Source organism: Pseudopedobacter saltans DSM 12145, from assembly GCF_000190735.1.
In the GTDB taxonomy this organism is placed as follows: domain Bacteria; phylum Bacteroidota; class Bacteroidia; order Sphingobacteriales; family Sphingobacteriaceae; genus Pseudopedobacter; species Pseudopedobacter saltans.
In genome coordinates this window covers 2,132,689-2,153,513 of the sequence record NC_015177.1, presented here as the reverse complement: position 1 = coordinate 2,153,513, position 20,825 = coordinate 2,132,689, and the positions used below count along the sequence as shown (strand labels likewise).

Below are 20,825 nucleotides of genomic sequence, written 5' to 3'. Positions count from 1 at the left end.
GTAATATCTCGAAATCCGCTTATAGAAGTTCGATTCCTTTTGCTGATAATCTTTCAATTTCATCATCTGCCCAGATGCTGACCTGTACTTCGCCTATATGAGATTTCTTAAGCATAAACATGCAAACTCTTGATTGGCCAATTCCACCACCTATACATTCTGGTAATTCGCCGTTAAGTAACATTTTATGGAATGAAAGTTTTGCTCTGTCTTCGCTTTCTCTTAATTCCAACTGTTTGGTTAATGCAGCTTTATCAACTCTGATACCCATAGAAGATAGCTCAAAAGCGCAGTTTAAAATCGGATGCCAAACCAGAATATCTCCATTTAAACCATTGGTTCCTTCACTATTTAATGTACTCCAGTCGTCGTAGTCTGGTGCTCTGCCGTCATGTGGCTCGCCATTACTTAATTTTCCACCTATACCATACAAGAAAACGGCACCATGTTCTTTTGTTATGGCATTTTCTCTTTCTTTTGGAGTCAGGTTAGGGTATAAGTCTAAAAGTGCCTGTGAAGAGATAAATTTAATATTCTCCGGCAATATAGCTTTGATATCCGGATAATGAGCCTCAACAAATTTCTCAGTAAATTTTAGTGCTTCATATATCTTAGAAACAGTTTCTTTTAAGTATTCAAGTGTTCTCTGAGAAGGCTCTATTCTTTTTTCCCAATCCCATTGATCAACATATATAGAATGAATATGTGTGTAATCTTCATCAGGTCTCAGGGCTTTCATATCTGTTAGAATGCCATAATTTAAATCAACCTCAAGTTGTTTAAGTCTTAAGCGCTTCCATTTTGCTAAAGAGTGAACAACAACCGCTTTCTTTTCACCTAAAGCTTTTACTGGAAATGATACCGGACGTTCTGTTCCATTTAAATCATCGTTAATTCCAGTACCATCTAATACAGCTATCGGGGACGAGACAGGTATAAGATTCAATTGACTTATAAGTTGAGTCTTTAGCGTCTCTTTTACAAGCGTAATGGCAACTTCTGTCTTTAACATTTTTTGAAAATTCATTATATGCGTTTTATCTCACTTAAAAGCCAGATTGCATCTCTTGCTCTTAAATATGGCTATGTCTTCTAAATTTAAAATAATCTCACTCGAATATATATCGAATTTTTAATATTTATTCAATACTTTGGTAAAATTAACAATAAAACATCAGTTTTATTGTTTTTATTGTTTTTTACTCGCTTTTATAAACATCAATGTATGAGTAGTTTATGGTTTTAAGTGAGCCTTTTTTATCGAGCAGAATTTCAAATACTACTTTTTATACGGCAGTATAGATTTTCCGATGGCAAAAGTAGTTTTTGTTTTTAAAAAATCAACTTAAATTTTCCGTAAATGTGAAATAAATAAGAACTATTTTAAAGAAAGGATAATCGAGGGCTTTATTTGTTGATTTATAAGTGTTTCAGAAGCAAAAGAAAACAAAAAAGGCAGTAAGAACTGCCTTTTTTTGTTTATTAAGTAGGTAATGATTATAACGTAGCCATATGTTGTACTAAATCAACGATTTTGTTAGAATAACCCCACTCGTTATCATACCAAGATACAACTTTAACGAAGTTGTCATTTAAAGAGATACCTGCTTTTGCATCAAAAATAGAAGTTCTTGCATCTCCCAAGAAATCTGTAGAAACAACTTCATCTTCAGTATAACCTAAAATACCTTTTAATTCGCCTTCAGAAGCTTCTTTCATTGCAGTTTTGATATCTTCGTAAGAAGCACCTTTGCTCAAACGAACTGTTAAGTCAACAACAGAAACGTCTGCAGTAGGTACACGTAAAGACATACCTGTTAATTTACCTTTTAATTCAGGTAATACTAAACCCACAGCTTTAGCAGCACCAGTAGAAGAAGGGATAATATTTTGGTAAGCACCACGACCACCTCTCCAGTCTTTTACAGAAGGACCGTCAACAGTTTTTTGCGTAGCAGTAACTGCGTGTACTGTAGTCATTAATCCTTCAATGATACCAAATTTATCATTTAATACCTTAGCGATAGGAGCTAAACAGTTTGTAGTACAAGACGCGTTAGAAACGATGTTTTGGTCAGCTTTTAAGCTTTTGTGATTAACACCCATAACGAAAGTAGGTGTGTCATCTTTTGCAGGAGCAGACATAACAACTTTTTTAGCACCAGCTTCGATGTGTTTTTGAGCTAATTCCTGAGTTAAGAAGAAGCCAGTTGACTCAATGATATATTCAGCACCAATCTCATTCCATTTTAAGTTTGCAGGATCTTTTTCAGCACTAACACGTATAGTTTGACCGTTAACAATTAAGTTTCCGCCTTTTACTTCTACAGTACCATCAAATTTACCGTGAGTAGAATCATATTTTAGCATGTAAGCCATATATTCAACGTCGATCAAGTCGTTGATACCAACTACCTGAATGTCGCTTCTGTTTATTGCAGCTCTGAAAGCTAATCTTCCGATTCTTCCGAATCCGTTAATTCCAATTTTCATTTCTATTTAATTTTTATTTGCGTAATAATTCAATAAGTTATAAATGGGCTCTTTTAAAACAGATTTGATCTCTATTTTTTTTTCTTGAGCCACTTCTATTAAGTAATCTTCAAAATTTGCAGATACAGTTCCTACAAAATGTATAGGTAACTGCTCTCCGTATTGTTCTCGTAAAGGAACCAGGTAAGTTTCCATAAAAATCGAAAATCCTTTCTTTACAAAATCCTTCACGAATGCATGACTTTTATTTTCTAACAGCAAATCTACAAAAGAACTAAGAAAAAGATTAGGATGAGCTTGTTTATATACCTTATCTAATACAGATCTTTTGTCTAAATCATATTTTTTATTGAAGATCTTCCGAAAATCAGCGGGTAATGTATTTGTTAAATACTGTTTAATTAGTATTTTACCCAACCAATTTGCAGATCCTTCATCGGCTATGGCATATCCAAGGCCATAATTATTTTCGGTAATTTTCTTTCCGTCAAAATAAGCGGCATTAGATCCGCTTCCCATAATGCAAACTATTCCCGGGTTGTCATCGCAAGTGGCTTTGGCTGCAGCTTCCAGATCGTGATAAACAAAAATTTTACTGTATCTGAAAAATTTAGAAAAGGCATCATGGATAATGCTATTTCTAGCTTTAGAAGTTGCTCCGGCACCAAAGAAGTATATTTTCTTAACTTTTTCGGCGTTATGAATAAATTTAATGTTCTTGTTTAAAAGATTAAGAATATACTTCTCGTCATTAAAGAACGGATTTATTCCCTGTGTTCGAATGTCTATAACTTCTTTGTCCTTGTCTGCAATTTTCCAATGTGCAAACCTCGATCCACTATAAACAACAGCTATCATTTACGCTAATATGGTTGACATTTCCATTAAGTCATCTTCCAGTTTAAAGTCATGTCTCGTAATAGATTCTTCTAAGTCAGTGAAACTGATATTGTTTCCTTTTAGACCGACCATTTTACGAGTTTCTCCGGCAAGAATTGCTTTAACAGCTGCAAAGCCCATTCTACTTCCCAAAATCCTATCAAAACTACTTGGGCTGCCGCCTCTTTGTAAGTGGCCTAAGATAGTAACTTTTGTGTCGAAGTAGCTAATTTTTTCTTTTACTTTTTGTGCTACATTATATGCACCGCCATTTTTATCACCTTCGGCTATGATAACTATACTTGATGATTTGGAATTTTTTGCACCATCTTCCAATGTGGTAATCAAATCATCTATAGCGGTAGCTTTCTCGGGTAATAAAATAGCTTCTGCGCCACCAGCAATTCCGGCTCTAAGTGCGATACAGCCAGCATCTCTGCCCATTACTTCAATAAAGAATAATCTGTCATGCGATTCTGCTGTATCTCTGATTTTGTCAATAGCCTCAATTACTGTATTTGTGGCTGTATCAAAACCTAAAGTAAAATCGGTTCCGTATAAATCGTTGTCAATTGTTCCTGGTACACAGATTACGGGAATGTCGAATTTCTTAGATAATCTTTCTGCTCCTGTAAAAGTTCCGTCACCGCCAATTGCAACCAAAGCATCTATACCGGCTTCTTTTAAATTGTTATAAGCTTTTTGTTGCCCTTCTTCGGTCTTAAACTCTAAACAACGAGCAGTTTTAAGGATAGTTCCACCCAATTGCATGATGTTGCTAACAGAATATCTATTCATAGGAATAAAATTCTTGTCTATCATACCCTGATAACCTTGTTTTATTCCTACCATTTCGCAACCGAAATGTATTCCTGTTCTCACAACAGCTCTTATACAAGCATTCATGCCTGGTGCGTCGCCTCCTGAGGTAAATACTGCTATTTTTTTTATTTTAGACATCAAATTATAGAGAAAAATTTGTTTTGTTTTGGGTTTACTAATATACGTGTATTTTTTACACTAAGTAGTATTTTTTGAGAATTTTTTTTAACCTTTGTAAGGTGTTGATTGGTTAACAAACTTAATATTTTATCATTTTGACGTATTTACCACATTTAAATTCGATTTTTTCTGTCGACTGTGTGATTTTTGCTTTTGATGAAGGAGAACTGAAGATCTTATTGATCGAGAGGAATCAGGATCCATATGGGGACTGGTTTGCTTTGCCAGGGAATATGGTGAATAATGATGAAAGCATTGATACAGCTGCAGAAAGGGTGCTTTATGAGCTAACTGGTCTTAAAGGAATTTACATGGAACAGTTCTATACTTTTGGAGATTTAGGAAGACATCCAAAAGGAAGGATTATTACTGTTGCTTATTTTGCTATGATCAGATTGACGAATCCCAAAGAATTAAGACCGGTTACGGCATATGCAAAAAATGCTTCCTGGGTTTCAATTAAAGAATTACCTGAGCTTGCTTTTGACCATAAAAGTATTTTCGAAAAGGGATTTGAACGTGTAAAGAGCAAAATAAGTTATCAGCCACTTGCTTTTGAATTATTACCTGAGAAGTTTACGCTTACTCAATTGCAGAATCTTTATGAAATCATCCTGAATAAGAAATTAGACAAACGGAATTTCAGAAAGAAAATTCTGGGTTATGATATTTTGAAAGAGCTTGATGAAAAGCAAAAGGGAGTTTCTTACAGGGCGGCAAAATTATATAAATTTGATAGAAGGAAATATAGTAAGTATTTCCAAAACGAGCTGTCTTTTTCCAAGGACTAACATATCAGTTGACTTTTTATAAGGAAGGGGCGTAAAGAAATATTCAGACTTTACGCCCTTTTATTATATAGGATTAAGTATCGAATAGCTAACTTTTAATATTAAGCGTTCTCATCAACCTCGAAAATTCCGAAAATGTTGTTGTCCTGATCTGTGAAATAGCCTTGAAAGCACTTTTTTGCAATCGCAAATTTAGGCATAGCAACCTTTCCTCCGTTATGTATAATTAATTTGGCTGTTTGGTCGAAATTTTCGACCTGAATGGAACAGGTAAAAGCGTTGGTCTCCGACGACAGCGGAGGTGTCGGAGTCGCCCTTTTTAAAAGACCGCCATGGATAGAGCCGGTTGATATTCGGTAATATTCAATGGGAATGTTGTGGTCTCTTGTAAATATCCACCCAAACACATTATTATAAAACCTAACTTCCCTTTGAGATTCTGATGACTGTATTTCGAAATACCCTATAATATTCATCTCTGTTATACTTGTTAATACATCTGTGAAGCATTCGATGTGATTAACATACTTATACAATGCTTCTACGGCCAAATACCCATATTGATGTAAGAGGTCGCGATTTTGTCGAGAGCCAATACGAATGCCGCTGTTCTTAAATCGGGGATCTTATTGTTGGAAACCATCTTTTCGCGGATTTCATGATAAGAGTGTACCATTGTATCTTCCAATCCCGAGTTTACTAATTCTAACTCGGAAGCTCCTTTAGCGATAATAGCTCTTTGTGCTGCAGACAAGGAAAGACCTGTTGCGCTCTCTATGGTGTTAAGGATGTTCTTATTGGCATTTTCTGCATAACGTCTGTCCATTCTTCCAAAGGAAACATGGGAAAGATTCTTTAGCCATTCGAAATAGGAGACAGTTACTCCGCCAGCGTTGGCATACATATCCGGAACGATAATACCACCGGCCTCGATAAATGCTGCTGCGGCATCAGGTGTGGTTGGTCCATTTGCACCTTCGATGATAATTTTGGCTTTTATTCTGGAGATATTGTCTGATGTGATCTGATTTTCTAAAGCTGCAGGAATCAGGATATCACATTCCTGTTCTAATCCTTCTCCCGAATTCCTAAATTCTTTTTTTGCTTTACTGTAGCCAAGAATCGAACCGGTACTTTTTCTGTGTGAAACGATTTCGTCTAAATCCAGCCCATTCTCATTGTAAATAGCTCCTTCGTATTCACAAATGCCAACAATAGTGGCACCAAACTCAATAAGGTACTTAGCTGCATTGTAGCCAACATTACCTAGTCCTTGTACAATAATTTTCTTGTCTTCGAGTCCTGTCGACAGGCCAAGCTTTTTCATATCTTCAGCAATTGAAACACATTCTCTTGTGGCGAATGCAACGCCTCTTCCGGTAGCTTCTTTGCGGCCATGTACTCCATGTAAGGCTATTGGCTTACCTGTAACGCATCCCAATGCATCTAAGGAACCCGGATTCATCATCATGTAGGTATCAGCAATCCAGGCCATCTCGCGTTCTCCTGATCCGTAATCCGGTGCAGGTACATCTATTCCTGGTCCTATAAAATTCTTCTTAATGAGTTCTACAGTATAGCGTCTGGTGATATTTTCTAGCTCTGCAGTTGTATAGTTCTTAGTATTGATCTTTATACCTCCTTTTCCTCCTCCAAAAGGTACGTTTACAATGGCACATTTGTAGGTCATTAAGGCGGCTAATGCCATTACTTCGTCTTCGTTCACCATATCGCTATAGCGGATTCCACCTTTAGTAGGCATCATATGATGAGAATGTTCTACACGCCAAGCATGTATAATTTCGAAACTATTTCCTCTTCTGATAGGAAACTGGAATCTGTAAACACTGTTACATGCTTTTATCTGGGAGAGTAGACCTTTGTCGTGATCTGTAAATTGTGCTGCTTTGTCTACAAAGCGACAAACATCATCAAAGAAATGAAAATCCTGTTGTTGGTTTATTCCTGCCATAAAATTATAGTTTGGTATAATATGGCTCTATAAAATAATCTTTATAGAACCATTATTTTTATAGCAAGTAGGAAAGCTTTTTGTTTGTTTTGTAACGAGCTTTTTATTTATCTTTTTCTATTTTGGATATTTTCCTGTCCAATGAAAAGAGATAGGAAAACAAACCAATGAAAAGTACTGTAATTACTGCGACTACAACGTATATTTTACCTGAACTTCTTAATGCATCGGCCATCTCTACGTTTTCATTTGCGAAAGCATTTATGGAAAATAATAAAGCAAAAAGTATAGTGAATATCTTTTTCATGTTCTTCTTTTTAGTCAATTTGATTGTTCTTATTTTCGATTTTTCTAACCCGATATCTCAATGTCATTATCCAGGTAGCTGTTAAAAGCCAGCCGATAACTGCCGGGTAGAACACCGTACGCATTCTGGAATCCAGGTCATAAGCGCCAAATCCAGGGTTTCCACCATTTCCCGGATGTAATGAATCTGTCATACGTGGTAATATAAATATCAAAACCACCATAATAGGGAAGGCGAATATGTTGTAGATTGCAGAGATTTTAGCTCTTTTTTGCTCTTCGTCCAGAGATCCTCTTAATACGATATAAGCTAAATACATCAATGTTGCAATTGCTGAACCGTTTAATTTAGGATCATTTGGCCAGGGTGCACCCCAGGTAAAATTTGCCCAAACCATTCCGGTGCACAGTCCGAAAATTCCAAATATAATTCCTGTATTTACACTTTCTACAGCAATCAGGTCATGGTTTTCATTGGCGCTTCCTAAATATTTGACACTGTAAATCACCGATATGAGGTAAAGTAATATCATGGAGAACCACATTGGAACGTGAAAGTAAAGATTTCTGATACTTTCGTTAAGGATAGGTAAATGTGGAACTTCAAATAATAAACCGCCGATGATTGAGTATATTACGAGTAAAAATGCTATGATTTTCCACCAATTACTTCGCATAGTTTTTGAGTTTTGGATTAAGCTCGACAAATGTAAGTAAAGAATTATTATTTAATTGTAGTTTGGTGGTAAAAATGATGTTTTTGGTACAGGGAGCAGAAAGTGGGAGAATAGAAAGTAAGGAACAGGGAGTTGAAAATGGATAATTAAAATCTAATATCTATCAGTAAACCAAAGACTAATCTCTCCACAGATAAGGGAAAAGTATTAACGATATAACTACAACAATAACGTTTATAATACAAAGAACGCCAATTTCATCGTATGAGACACTTTGATCAAGCCCATCCATAGCATTTTTGGAGAGTTTTATAATTAGCATCAATACAGGGATAATAACAGGGAAACTTAAAATTGCCATTAATGTTCCGTTGTTTCCTGCTTTGGATGCAATGGCAGATATCATGGTGAATACTGTAGAAAAACTTATAGAACCCAGCAATACAGCCAGAAGATATAGCCAAATATCCCCAATTTCGTTGGTAAAGACGATACTGTAGGTAATGAGCGCAATAAAAGCCATTAATACCATTAAAATGATATTATAGATGATTTTTGAAACGATGATGGCATGCGGGCTGGCAATTGTGTAGTAATATAACAGTTTGCCTTTGCTTTCCTGCATAAAACTTTTTGCTATCGCATTAATAGCGGTAAAGAGTAAAATTATCCAGAACAGTGCATTCCAAACCAACGGAGGGGTTGTTCTAAACGATAGGTAACACACAAAAACTGTGGAAAGGACATATAGCAATATGCCATTAAATGCATATTTTGAACGCCATTCTAATAGTATTTCTTTATATAGAAGTGATTTTACCTGCTTTACGAAGCTCATTGTCTGCTTTTAGCGTTGCATTAAACGGGCAACATATTTACCAATTATATCAAATTCTAAGTTTACGGTGCTTCCCACCTTAACTTCATGCAGATTAGTATGCTCATAAGTATATGGGATGATTGCAACGGAAAAACGATCGTCCTGCGAATTGACTACAGTTAAACTGATACCATTAACACAAACAGAACCTTTTTCTACAGTTACATTGCCTTTGTCTGTATCGTATTGGAATGTAAATAACCAGCTGCCGTTTTGTTCTTGCAAACCAACGCATTTAGCCGTTTGATCGACATGGCCCTGAACTATATGTCCATCCAATCTGCCATTCATCAACATGCAACGTTCGAGATTAATGGTATTTCCCTCCTGCAATTCACTTAAATTGGTTTTTAAAAGCGTTTCGTGTATAGCAGTTACTGTATGCTGTCCATCGGCTAAAGAAACTACTGTCAGGCATACGCCATTGTGTGCAACAGATTGGTCTATCTTTAATTCGTTGCTAATATCGGATCGAATAGTTAAATGAAGGTTACCCTGATCTTTTTCTATTTTAACGACTTTCCCCAGTGTTTCAATAATGCCTGTAAACATAGGGGCAAAGTTAAATAAAATAGCGATATGAATTATCCGATATCTTCTTTATCAAGTATTTTGATCAGCAATTTTTCGTAATCTGTAAAACAACCCGAAGATGTATTTCGGGTTTTGTAGAGATGTATACGACCGTTTTCATAAGAAGATATTACCGTTGGATGGACATAATACTTTTTGCATACCGTTCTGGTGTTTCCTAGTTTTTGTGCTACATAGTCTATAGCTTGTACAATATTGCTTTTTAATTCGGTTTGTTTTTCCCAGGAGCCCATATCGCGAAAAGCACAAATGGCATGTACGCTCCCAAACCAGGTTCTGAAATCCTTAGCTGTAAAATCCTCACCGGAAATTTCCTTAATGTAGCTATTTACATCTCCCGAGTCTATGCTGTGATGGTTTCCATCTTCATCATAGTACTGAAATAACTCTTTTCCCGGAATATCCTGGCAGTTTTTTATTAGTTTAGCTATTGATCTGTCTTGTAATGAGATTTCATGATAAATGCCTTTTTTGCCCTTAAAACTAAATTTAACTTCTTTATTGCCGTTAAATTTAACATGTCTGTCTTTTAATGTGGTTAAGCCAAAAGAGCCGTATAGCTTACTATAACTTTCGTTGCCTATGCGGATATTTGTTAATTCCATGAGCTTTACTACCAATGCCAATACTTTTTCTAAGGGCAGCCCTTTCCTTTTTAAGTCCTGTTCTATCCGCTTTCTGATATTTGGAAGGGCATTAGCAAATCTTTTTAATCTGTAGAACTTTGCCTGATTCCTGATTTGATTCCATTCGGGATGGTAGCGGTATTGTTTTCTGCCTTTTGCGTCTATACCAGTAAACAAGAGATGAGTGTTTTCCGCTGGGGATATCCATACATCTTCATAGGCCGGAGGAATAACCAGCTTTTTAAAGCGCTCCAGTAACTCTTTATCTTTTACTACTTTTCCTTCTGTGTCGGTATAGTAGAATGAATATTCTTTTTTAAGCCGCTTATATCCTTTGTTAAAGTTATCAATATATCTTAATCCTACGGATTTCGCTGTGGACTTTGCATCGGTACCAATCTTTTCCAGTTTTTGTTGTAATCGATTCATTGTAAAAAGCTAAGTAAAAGTTTAAAAGTCTCTGAATAACTTTCTTCAGGAACAAAGTATCAGAAACGAATGTTTTCTGATACATAGATGAAATTTGTAATAGAGGTAATTCCTTATCTTTGCAGGATGGCATTGAAAATAACTCCGGTTACTATACTCACAGGTTTTCTAGGAGCTGGTAAGACAACGTTTTTAAATCATATTATTAAGGAAAATCCAGATACAAAATTCGCTATTATCGAAAACGAGTTTGGACAAATCAATATAGATAGTTCTCTGGTTATTAATACTGATGAAAATATATTCGAATTGTCTAATGGCTGCATCTGCTGTTCGGTAAATGGTGAATTAAGTGACTTATTGAATAAACTGGTTACGGGGCCATATGAGTTTGATCACCTGATTATTGAAACTACCGGAATTGCTGATCCTTCTGCTGTAGCGGCGGTTTTTATGACTGATTATAATATACAGTCTGTATTTAAATTGGATGGGGTAATTTGTCTGGTAGATTGTGTAAATGTTCTGGATGTGCTAGGGGTAGAAGAGGAGGCCTCGCAACAAATTGCTTTTGCTGATTATATTATATATAACAAGAAAGACGAAGCCGATAAAGATAAAATCGAGGAGATTAAACAGAAAACCACGGCTTTAAATCCTTTTGCAGATTTTGAATTTGCCAATTACGGTAAGGTGGAAACAAAGAAGTTATTATCCTTAAACGCTTACGATAAGGCTACCGTAAGGTTTAAATTGGGTGTGCCTAATTCAAAAGGTAAGGAAGTAGTGAAAATTGCGTCGGAAAGTCACCACCATGATATTGTTTCTCAGAGTTTTGTGTTTGAACAAAGTTTTGATCTGATGAAGCTTCGTCATTATTTTACAGTAATGCTGATGATACAGGGAGCTTACTTTTATCGAATTAAGGGGATTATCAACATAGAGGGAATAAATAGACAGCTGATTTTACAATCTGTAAAGGGATCACCCGTTTTTACGGATGGTGATGCCTGGGAAAATGACACTAAACGGGAGACAAGATTGGTGTTTATCGGTAAGAATTTAAGAAGAGATATTCTTGAAAAGGGGCTTAGGCAGTGTTTTTATGCTTAGTTAGTTAGTTAGTTAGTTAGTTAGTTAGTTAGTTAGTTAGTTAGTTAGTTAGTTAGTTAGTCTTTAGTAGTAAGTAGTGAGATTAGGTGAGTATTGCAGCTATTAGTTATTGAAGAGATCATTCGGTAAGTTGATTTGTAAATTAATATATTGTAAATCAGATTTTTGTTTAATTTGTGTGATAGAAATATACTTAGTGTACTTTGTACAATAAGATAATATGCATATCTTTAAAAACTGATTATTATAATTTAATATATGATACTTATAGCGGACGGTGGCTCGACGAAAACGAGCTGGTGCCTTATCGACAAAAATGAGAATAAGACGCTTTTCAATACTGAAGGATATAACCCTTACTTTTCTGATACTACTTATATATACAATTCTCTAAAGAGAAGTTTGCCTAAGGATCTCCCTTTGGAACAAATTGAAGAGGTAAACTATTATGGTGCAGGTGTTCATAACGAAGAGAAAGCTAAGGTAATTTCTGATGCTTTTAAAATGATCTTTGTGAATGCTAAAATTGATATTGGACATGATCTTTTAGCCGCCGCGAGGGCTTTACTTAAAAATGAAAAAGGTTTTGCTGCAATTTTAGGGACTGGTACCAATACTTGTATTTATGATGGGAATGATATTGTTGAACATATAGATTCGTTGGCTTATATTTTAGGTGATGAGGGGAGCGGTTGCCATATCGGTAAAAAACTTTTAGGAGATTATATAAGAGGTTATATGCCTGCGGAGGTGAGGAAGGAGTTTTGGGATACTTTTAAACTAACCGAAGACGAGATTTTAGATAATGTTTATATAAAACCTTTACCTAATAGGTTTTGTGCCAGCTTTAGCAAATTTGTCTACGAAGTTCAGTCAAATAAAGAATATACGAGAAATCTTGTGAAGTCTTCTTTTGAGGAGTTCTTTAAGAATCTGGTAAGCAGATATGCAAATTATAAGGAATACTCTTTTAATTGCATTGGTTCGGTAGCGTATAATTTTAAAGATATATTGGAGGAAGTGGCAACAGAGTATGGAATGAAGCTGGGGAATATTGTCCGTTCGCCAATAGATGATTTGGTGAAATTCCATCAGGAACGTTTTTTAAGTGGAAAGTAGTACCTCTCAAATGATATTTAAAACGGCGTCATTGTTCTAATTGACGCCGTTTTTATTTTGACTACTGTTAGTCCTTTATCCTTATTCAATAAGGATTTTTTTAGCTATTGTAGTGTCTTTATGGTTTAATCTAACATTATATAGAAGACCATTTTGTTTTAAACTTAAAGGAAAGCTGTTTATTCCGGGCTGAATGTTAGCTGTGTTGCTAAACAAAACTTTACCGCTCATATCCACAATTTCTATTTTAGTATTTGCTAGAAAAACGAAAGAGGAAATATTGAGTTTTCCGTCCCGATGCGAAACTGCTATTTCGTTTCTATTGATATCTATTGCAGCTTTCACAGGGCCAAATAATTCATTACGTCCATTTAAATCTATTTGTTTTAATTGATAGTAATAGGTGCCGCTAAGAATATTTTTGTCCAGAAACTGATAAGAGCCGGCAATACCTTTTGCAGGTATGCTTCCTATTTCAGTAAAAGCAGAGCCGTCCGAAGATCTTAAAATGGTAAAATGAGAAGCGTTGTTTTCAAAAGCAGTGCTCCAATTGATGATTATACCAATGTGATTATTCTTAGCTGAAAATGAAATTAAGCCCACAGGTAGTTTCACTTCACTTTGTGGCGTAAAGGCAATACCTCTGAAGCCGGTGGTGGCCGAAGATCTAGCTAGAACATTTACTTGTACACCTACTTTACAACGTTCAACATTCTCTGCTTTTGTTGTTTCGTCAATTATCTTGACGATGCTATTACCTAGATTATTTGTTGTAATAGCATATAAGGTCCTTTTTCCATCTTCTAATCTACCGGTTAGTGCCTTAAACCCGAAATCATTTGCAACTCCAGAATCAATAATTCCTAATAATATCCATTCGGAGCCATTATAATAAAGTTTTTTAATACCACCGGTACTGGTATTTTCTTCTGCAATATATAAGAGATCATCTCCGAACATGACAAAATCAGCTGGTGCTTCTAGGCTAGTAATCGCATCTCCAGGCAGATTTAGAGCTGTTTGATCTTTTGTGTTTGGTATACCGTTACCTACTTTTAACAGACGTGTAGGGCCACCGGAAGGATCGAAAGAGGAACTGATATATAATTGATTATTAAAAGCCTTTATGGATCGTGTATTTACTTTAGTCAAGGAAACTGGCACTGTTGTAGTCTTCTGTTGTGGGTTGTAGCTTACATATTGCACTCCTGTTGCTGTACCGGTTCCTGCACCGGCTAAATAAATTCCATAATCGGTGTTTTCTAATGGAAAAGCTAAGGCTGATTTGGCTGCCTGTGTGCTATGCGTGTTATTGAAGTTAATGAAGGTTTCTTCTTTATTCTGATTGATAATAGCCAATGTACGGTTTGTTGTTGAAGCATCGTCTTTGGCGGGCCCACCGGTATTGCTTGTTATTTTGCTATAACCGTATAATGTGAGTAATTTATTATCAGTAGATAGTGTTAACAGGCCTTCGTTTATAGCTGTGCCGTTTACAAAGAAGTTTTGGTTGCCTAGGGCTTTTGATTCTATAAGATTTCCTGTTAAATCATATATGGATAGATTTAATGTGGAGCCTCCTTTATTGTTGTTTGCTATTTCGCTAACTATTAAATTGTTGGGAGAAAATTGTGCATAGCTATTTAAAACAATGGCGGAGAGCAGTGCTAAGACAAATTGTTTTTTCATATTGGAAAATATATAAGGCCGATGTAAGGGTTTATTCTTAACCGGCCTTTGTTTAGATTAAGGGGTGTGTTAAAGCTATTTTTTGAATTTCTGAGTAATTGAAATACCAGTGCCTACTATTTTGGCTATATAAATTCCACTGGTAAGGTTTTTATCCAATGCTATTGTATTGTTTCCTGGAGTCAGTTGCACCTGTTTTGAGAAGTGTGTTCTTCCAGTGATATCTGTTACTGTTAGTTTGGAGTTGGTGTTTTTATCTGCTGTAATTACAAACGTTATACTTCCTTCGTTATCTATTACGCTAATATTATTTTTGTTTTCAAAGCCTATTTTGGCAGAAACAGGACCAAATGTTTCTGATTCTCCGTTGATATCTACTTGTTTTAATTGGTAGTAGTTTGTACCCGAAATTGGTGTGTTGTCGGTGAAGCTGTATTGGTTCAAGGAGCTGGAGTTGTTTTTTCCGGCTACTTGGCCAATTTTTGTAAACGAAACGCCATCTGTAGAACGTAATATTTCGAAATATTTATTGTTTTGCTCTGATGCTGTAGACCAGTTTATGACAATGTTTCCGTTTACTGTTTTTGCTGTAAAACTGTTTAAGGAAACAGGTAAGGTAATGGTAGAATTGGGCGTGAAGCTGATTCCGCGGTAACCAACAGTAGAAGAAGCAGTGCTTAAAATATTCACTGTAATTCCGGCAGTAGAATTGGAAATAGTTTGAGTTTTTGAAGTCTCATCGACAATTTTAACAATACTGTTGCCTTTTGATTTCGAGGTGACAGCATACAAAGTGACTTTGCCGTTTTCTAATCTTCCTGCAATACCTCTGAAACCTAAATCATCTGATATTGGAGATGTGATGCTGCCAGCTGATTTCCAAGTGTCTCCATTGTCTAAAGAGTAGTATTTATAAATAGCTCCAGTAAATGTGGGAGGGGATTTTGCTTCTGATTCATCAGCAATATATAATAAATCTTTACCAAAGAAAATAAAATCTCCGGGTATTTTTAAAGTATTTAGCGGGATAGTTTCGCTAAGATCATTAATTGTCGTTACTTCTGTAGGTATTCCTGTGCCTACTTTTGTGAATAGATAATTAGTGGCACCTGTTAATCCTGTAGCAGCATAAAGCTGATTGTTAAAAATATTCACGCTACCAGAATTTAAACCTGAAATTTTATTTGTTGAGGGATCAGTGTATTCACCTATTCTAATTGGGTTGGTAATGGTGTTGTTACTAAGATTTAGTTCAGCATATTGTAATGCTGCAGTAGCAGAGGTGCTCCCTCCACTTAAATATATATTATAAATGTTCTCTTGCTTTTTGTAGGCGACACAAGATCTAACCTGAGTGCCTGAATGTATTACCACTGGCGTAGGGAGTGCTTTTATACTTTGGAATTCATCTATAAATGTGACTACTCTTGCATCTGTGGTGCTAGCTAAATTGCCAGTAGAAGGAAATGTTGTATGACCATACATAGTCAAAAATTTTTTGTCTGAACTTAAGCGCAGGATACCATTATTTACTGTGCTTGCTGTCAAGCCAATATAGAATGTTGGAATAGATGTTTCTTCAGCTCCAATCACGGGACTTCCATCTAAATTCATTTGTAATAAAGAAACATTGCCAACATTAGAGTTGGAAGTAGGCGTAGTCTTAACAACTACTAACTTATCCGGAGTAAACTGTGCAAAAGTAAAGTTTGTTGTAGCCAGCAAGGCCAAAGAAAGTAAAAGTCTTTTTTTCATAATTGATTTTGATTAATTGATATAATTAGTTGTTTGATTAAAAGTAATCAGAGAATGAAAAAAGCTATTTCGATATTGGTTAAAACTGTTTAGATTTTGTTGAATGGAATTAAAGAGGGGGAGTTTAGGGGAGTCAGAGATTCTTTTTTATATTAATCCTTAGAGTTAAACGAAGTGTCTCTAAGGATAGTTTGCAGAGCCAGGTGTAACAGAATTAAGTGAGCATGTTATTTAAATTACTCGGTAGGATTCTCACACCTGCTTAATACCAGCTATAAAAAGGAACACAGCAGAAACACTCAAGAATGACCTGTGTTTATACCAGAATAATATCCAAAACAAGTCAACCGAAATGTAAAAAGCTGGTTTATGAGTGTTTTGGGCGCAGGGGGCTTGTTTGGCAATCTAAACAGGACACAAAAGAGCCAATTTATTTGTTTTATATAAGTCTATTAACCTGAGTTTAATTAATGATGTACTGATCATTAGTGTTTATTAGCTTTTTCTGATAAAGATTGCTTTGCGGGCTCGTAATGACTCTCCCTATTTTTGTCATCGTAAATTTGTAAGAAAGTATTTGGAGCAACTTAAGCGAAATATTTATTTTGTTTAGTTTAAAAAGATCCAGCCGAGAGAAGGTACATTAAATTACCATATCTGGTTAAGTGCCGTGTTTTATCTTTTAGTTCTGAAACGATATCCGAATTCCTTTGGAACCTTTGATACTTTGTGCATTTTGCTTTTAGTCTTTATATAATTAATATGAGGAGTATCTAGAATCAATTATTTGTATGGGAAAGGGTGGTTTTTTTTACTAAATTTTCTGTTGGAGGTTCTTTTTATTTGTTAATTCTTAGAAGATACTTCGTTTTATTCTAAAGACAGTTGATATCTAATGTAAAGGAGGAGTATAGTGTCCTATACTAGATTTACTTGACAAATTTGGACGGTAATTACTAATTTTGGTTTACAATTTATATTATTTTCCCGATATTACTTTACACTAAATTTTATTTTCCTGATTTCACTTTACCATGCATTACTTGATGCATGTTTTGCTTGTGGTGTTTGAAGCTGGCAAGAGAAGTGGGGTCTGATCTGGTTATAACTGATAATTGCGTTTTCTACTGCATCTTTAGCTTTTTGGTATGAGTCAAAAGATTGGTATAGATTAAATTCTTGTTTTAAAATACCATTCACCCGCTCTGCGATAGCATTATCATAAGGGCTTCCATTTTGCGTCATGCTAATTTGTACATTTTGGCTGATCAATAATTGGACATAATCGTCACAGCAGTATTGAATTCCCCTGTCAGAGTGATGAATAAGAGGTCTTTTTGGGTATAATCTTGATTTTAACGCCATCTGAAATGCTTTTATGCATCCTTCTGCTTTTAAGTTTCGACTTAAGTTATAACCTACAATTTTTCTTGAATAAGCATCTGTAATCAAACTAAGATAGATAAAACCTTTTTTTGTTTTTAAATAGGTAATATCGCTCACCCATATTTCTTCTGCCATTATAGCTTTACGTCTTTGCACCAGATCCGGCCATTTCTTAAAATGATGAAAGGAATTGGTCGTTCTGGCATATAATCTCCGGGGCTTAACCAGCAAATTATTTTCCTTTAATAAGCAGAAAAAAGCATCTCTTCCCATCGAAATCTGATGAGCAGATAGGAATTTTTGCAGCATGGAGTGCATCTTAAGGCCGCCGATGTGGGGCAATTCACTTTTTATTTGTCGAACCTGTTCTATCACTAAAGTTCTTTGTAGTTGTTTCTGTCCCTTATTTTCAGCTAGCTGATACCAACCTTGACGACTTTTACCAAACAAAGCACAAATTGTTGTTAGGGAAATTTCATGATATATTTCTTTCATTTGTCCTACTGTTTGGTACCAGGCTTTTTTACAATATCTACCCCCATTTCCCGTTCGGCATTACGAATGAGCATTTCTAATGCGGTGATCTTAAGTTTTGCCAACGCTAATTCCTCTTCAAGCTTAGCGGTGTTTGAGGGCGTTAATTCCGCAGGAGAACTTGTCTCTGGGGCTGGGTCAGGATGATGCTTATTGTACCACTTTACAAAGTAAAATACATTGTCTGAATTTAAATTGTATTTCTTGCCAACCTGACTGGCGCTATAGTCACCCAAAATATATTCTCGGGCAACTGCAATTTTAAAACTGTCTTCGAATAAAGGAGTACGACCTTTGCTCTTTCCTTTTCTTGGTTTTTCCATTGTTCTTTTAAAGTTAGGATTTTGTCCAAACTTGTAAAGTGGATTTAGGAACGGACACTTACCCATAAAGATACAAATAAAGTATGAACTTTAAAATTGGAATTCCTGCTATTGTGTCTAAAAGAGAGATCGGGAAACTGTTTTTTATTAATGGTCTATAGGATCACTCTCTTTAATGAGGCTTAAATAATATAGTCGGCGGTTAAGATGGACATCATATTATAAAAAATCCCTGTCACCGATAATAGCGACAGGGATATCCCAAAACTAAACCAAATAAATATTAAAACTGATGCTTAATAGTCTGTTTTTTTCCATCAATGAATAAAGAGAAATTAATTTTACCTTCTTGCGGATTATTACCAATTTCTTCTTTAAAATCAAGCTTTGGTGCCTGATTTCCATTAAATGGATATAGAATTGTAGTAAAGTTGATGTCTTTTGTATCCTTTTTATCCTGTTCAAAAGCAAAAGCTGGTCTTGCAGCTTCTTGTCTGTAAGAATAAGATACTTTACCTTCTTCTTTGACAAATTTGGCCTGACCTATATTAAAATTTCTAATGATCAGGTTATTACCATCTTTGTAAGTTGTAGCAACACTATTCTCTTTCATATTGTACAGCGGCTCATTATCCTCTTTTAATTGGAAGTGAATACCTACGTTTCCGGTAGTTGTTCCTACAGCACTATCGAAAATGATAAAGTACTTTTTATTAACAAATACAACTGTTCTGTAGTGATCTAAACCTTTATAACTGGGGTTTTTGTAAACCAGTAAATCTAAAGTATCTGATGTTTCCCATCTGACTAGTTTAGCATCACAAGTGTCAATATTTTCGTTATTAAGAGTTAATGTTTTATGAACTCTGGTTTGTCTATACCAATTTCTAAGTTTGAGTATTTCCTCGTCGCCGCCATAAACGTAAGCACCAGCGTCTGGCATAAAGTTTCTCCCTTTTACCCAAAGGTCAAATGTTCCGTTATCTGGCTGGCTATGCCAAAAAGCGGGAGGACTTGCCTTTAATACCATTACTGTTGCAGTATCTTTCCAACTGTTTCTGAAGGTATAAAAACCGCCATTTTTTAATGCGTGAGAAAGGAATTTTGGTGTCTCTCCCTTTTTTCCTTCTGTAGCGTAGTATTGTATTACTTTATTGCTTGGGAAAACTTTAAGCCAATCTTTATAGTTTTTTAGCATAGATTCCTTTGTTTCCAATTTAGCATCACTAAACATGGGATAAGTATAATCCGGAAACGAAAAGTTTACCTGTGCCATAATCATTTCTTCTATGGTGTTTTTGAATGACTGAGGGAATTCATTGTCTAAATTTGCCAATTGTGTCATCCTTAAAGCTTTCAGGAAGATATTAATAGCTGCGGTGTGGTAATTTGGAGATAATTCAAATTGCATACCGTCTGCATAAATCTGCTTTTTGATTTCTGTATTTAGTATCTCTATACCACTTTTTCTCCAGGCGGGAGCATCTTTAAACTCGGGAAAGAACGCACCTGCATAAATCATTCGTTGCGCTTCAAACAATAAGTGATTTCCTTTGTCCGAATAGTTGTTAAGGATATAATCTGCGTGTTTATTATAATTGTTCAAAAAGGCCATTAAAAACTCCGGAGTGAAATAAGGAGAGCTGATGAACATATTAAACATAGCTGTTTGATCCTGAACTCGGGTAGCCACTTCAAGGGCTCTCCAAGCGAATCGGTCATTCTCTTTAGATAAACCCAGCGGATTCTTTTTAATCCAGTCAAGATATTGGAAAGTCCATTCTTTGGCATATTTTTCATCGCCAGAAGACCAGTAAGCTAATCCCATAGGAACCCACCAGTATGTTCTATGCAATTGCCAGCGAATTTCATTGTCTTTAATTGGCCAGTGCTGCCAATTTATATCTTTTCCGTAATCTATAAACCCATATCCTTTATGTACAAAAAATAAATGTTCTAAGCCTTTATCAGCTTTTTCCTGATTGTCTTTTGATATCGGTTTACCGAAAAATTTGGCTCTATCCTGAATGTTATAATCGGGATGTTTGATGCTTCTTTGTTTATAATAAGCTAACAATGTTTTGGCAGCATCATCATATTTTTTGTTTGCTACCAGACTTTTTACTTTTTCAAGCCCCGGATAATCCAGATTCAGATTGTTAAAGTCTGCACCGGATAAGGACGATTTACCTTTCCCTATACTTAGAATAGGAAAGAGTAAAAGAATTATGAGGAGTGATTTGATTTTCATTGATGT

Annotated in this window: 20 protein-coding genes; 4 read left to right on the top strand and 16 right to left on the bottom strand. The window is 35.5% G+C overall.

Annotated elements, in window-relative coordinates; genetic code table 11:
- Positions 1–19: 19 nt before the first annotated feature.
- From asnA to pfkA, 4 genes are all read right to left on the bottom strand, one after another.
- Complete coding sequence (asnA, locus tag PEDSA_RS09175; RefSeq protein ID WP_013632879.1) at positions 20–1,027, bottom strand: aspartate--ammonia ligase; 1,008 nt, start codon at positions 1,025–1,027, stop codon at positions 20–22.
- A gap of 470 nt (positions 1,028–1,497) precedes the next feature.
- Positions 1,498–2,493, bottom strand: a complete 996-nt coding sequence (gene gap, locus PEDSA_RS09170) for a type I glyceraldehyde-3-phosphate dehydrogenase (protein WP_013632878.1) — start codon at positions 2,491–2,493, stop codon at positions 1,498–1,500.
- 6 nt (positions 2,494–2,499) lie between these two features.
- The gene (locus tag PEDSA_RS09165; protein ID WP_013632877.1) at positions 2,500–3,351 is read right to left on the bottom strand and encodes a hypothetical protein; all 852 of its coding nucleotides are present in this window, start codon (positions 3,349–3,351) and stop codon (positions 2,500–2,502) included.
- Positions 3,352–4,332 (bottom strand): 6-phosphofructokinase, encoded by a 981-nt coding sequence (pfkA, locus tag PEDSA_RS09160; protein WP_013632876.1) that lies wholly within the window; start codon positions 4,330–4,332, stop codon positions 3,352–3,354.
- Between the two features lie 137 nt (positions 4,333–4,469).
- On the opposite strand from pfkA, the gene PEDSA_RS09155 reads away from it, so the two are divergent.
- The gene (locus tag PEDSA_RS09155; RefSeq protein WP_013632875.1) at positions 4,470–5,165 is read left to right on the top strand and encodes an NUDIX hydrolase; all 696 of its coding nucleotides are present in this window, start codon (positions 4,470–4,472) and stop codon (positions 5,163–5,165) included.
- Between the two features lie 101 nt (positions 5,166–5,266).
- Here PEDSA_RS09155 and PEDSA_RS09150 read toward each other — a convergent pair whose 3' ends face one another.
- The 4 genes from PEDSA_RS09150 to ccsA form a co-directional block, all read right to left on the bottom strand.
- Positions 5,267–5,641, bottom strand: a complete 375-nt coding sequence (locus PEDSA_RS09150; protein ID WP_013632874.1) for a VOC family protein — start codon at positions 5,639–5,641, stop codon at positions 5,267–5,269.
- Between the two features lie 65 nt (positions 5,642–5,706).
- Positions 5,707–7,137: a Glu/Leu/Phe/Val family dehydrogenase gene (locus PEDSA_RS09145; protein WP_013632873.1), complete on the bottom strand. Its 1,431-nt coding sequence runs from the start codon at positions 7,135–7,137 to the stop codon at positions 5,707–5,709.
- A gap of 103 nt (positions 7,138–7,240) precedes the next feature.
- Positions 7,241–7,444, bottom strand: a complete 204-nt coding sequence (locus PEDSA_RS09140; RefSeq protein WP_013632872.1) for a CcmD family protein — start codon at positions 7,442–7,444, stop codon at positions 7,241–7,243.
- A 10-nt stretch (positions 7,445–7,454) separates the two neighbouring features.
- Positions 7,455–8,120: a cytochrome c biogenesis protein CcsA gene (ccsA, locus tag PEDSA_RS09135; protein WP_013632871.1), complete on the bottom strand. Its 666-nt coding sequence runs from the start codon at positions 8,118–8,120 to the stop codon at positions 7,455–7,457.
- 5 nt (positions 8,121–8,125) lie between these two features.
- Here ccsA and PEDSA_RS20280 point away from each other — a divergent pair, with 5 nt between their 5' ends.
- Positions 8,126–8,266: a hypothetical protein gene (locus PEDSA_RS20280; RefSeq protein ID WP_169311985.1), complete on the top strand. Its 141-nt coding sequence runs from the start codon at positions 8,126–8,128 to the stop codon at positions 8,264–8,266.
- 32 nt (positions 8,267–8,298) lie between these two features.
- Here PEDSA_RS20280 and PEDSA_RS09130 read toward each other — a convergent pair whose 3' ends face one another.
- From PEDSA_RS09130 to PEDSA_RS09120, 3 genes are read right to left on the bottom strand one after another with little or no spacing between them, the layout of a single operon-like run.
- Complete coding sequence (locus tag PEDSA_RS09130; protein ID WP_013632870.1) at positions 8,299–8,958, bottom strand: heme exporter protein CcmB; 660 nt, start codon at positions 8,956–8,958, stop codon at positions 8,299–8,301.
- A 9-nt stretch (positions 8,959–8,967) separates the two neighbouring features.
- Positions 8,968–9,552 carry a riboflavin synthase gene (locus tag PEDSA_RS09125; protein WP_013632869.1) on the bottom strand — a complete coding sequence of 195 codons (585 nt, stop codon included), beginning with the start codon at positions 9,550–9,552 and terminating at the stop codon, positions 8,968–8,970.
- Between the two features lie 32 nt (positions 9,553–9,584).
- The gene (locus PEDSA_RS09120) at positions 9,585–10,649 is read right to left on the bottom strand and encodes a DNA topoisomerase IB (RefSeq protein ID WP_013632868.1); all 1,065 of its coding nucleotides are present in this window, start codon (positions 10,647–10,649) and stop codon (positions 9,585–9,587) included.
- An 87-nt stretch (positions 10,650–10,736) separates the two neighbouring features.
- Here PEDSA_RS09120 and PEDSA_RS09115 point away from each other — a divergent pair, with 87 nt between their 5' ends.
- The gene (locus tag PEDSA_RS09115) at positions 10,737–11,762 is read left to right on the top strand and encodes a CobW family GTP-binding protein (RefSeq protein ID WP_013632867.1); all 1,026 of its coding nucleotides are present in this window, start codon (positions 10,737–10,739) and stop codon (positions 11,760–11,762) included.
- A gap of 258 nt (positions 11,763–12,020) precedes the next feature.
- Positions 12,021–12,881 carry an N-acetylglucosamine kinase gene (locus PEDSA_RS09110; protein ID WP_013632866.1) on the top strand — a complete coding sequence of 287 codons (861 nt, stop codon included), beginning with the start codon at positions 12,021–12,023 and terminating at the stop codon, positions 12,879–12,881.
- Positions 12,882–12,962: 81 nt separating this feature from the next.
- Here PEDSA_RS09110 and PEDSA_RS09105 read toward each other — a convergent pair whose 3' ends face one another.
- The 5 genes from PEDSA_RS09105 to hepC form a co-directional block, all read right to left on the bottom strand.
- Positions 12,963–14,570: a T9SS type A sorting domain-containing protein gene (locus PEDSA_RS09105; protein ID WP_013632865.1), complete on the bottom strand. Its 1,608-nt coding sequence runs from the start codon at positions 14,568–14,570 to the stop codon at positions 12,963–12,965.
- A 75-nt stretch (positions 14,571–14,645) separates the two neighbouring features.
- Positions 14,646–16,325, bottom strand: a complete 1,680-nt coding sequence (locus PEDSA_RS19560) for a T9SS type A sorting domain-containing protein (RefSeq protein WP_013632864.1) — start codon at positions 16,323–16,325, stop codon at positions 14,646–14,648.
- Between the two features lie 1,029 nt (positions 16,326–17,354).
- Positions 17,355–18,206, bottom strand: coding sequence for an IS3 family transposase (locus tag PEDSA_RS09095; protein WP_013632087.1), 852 nt, complete (start codon positions 18,204–18,206; stop codon positions 17,355–17,357).
- A gap of 5 nt (positions 18,207–18,211) precedes the next feature.
- Positions 18,212–18,568 carry a transposase gene (locus PEDSA_RS09090; protein WP_013631395.1) on the bottom strand — a complete coding sequence of 119 codons (357 nt, stop codon included), beginning with the start codon at positions 18,566–18,568 and terminating at the stop codon, positions 18,212–18,214.
- Positions 18,569–18,851: 283 nt separating this feature from the next.
- The gene (gene hepC / locus PEDSA_RS09085) at positions 18,852–20,819 is read right to left on the bottom strand and encodes a heparin-sulfate lyase HepC (protein ID WP_013632863.1); all 1,968 of its coding nucleotides are present in this window, start codon (positions 20,817–20,819) and stop codon (positions 18,852–18,854) included.
- Positions 20,820–20,825: the final 6 nt, after the last annotated feature.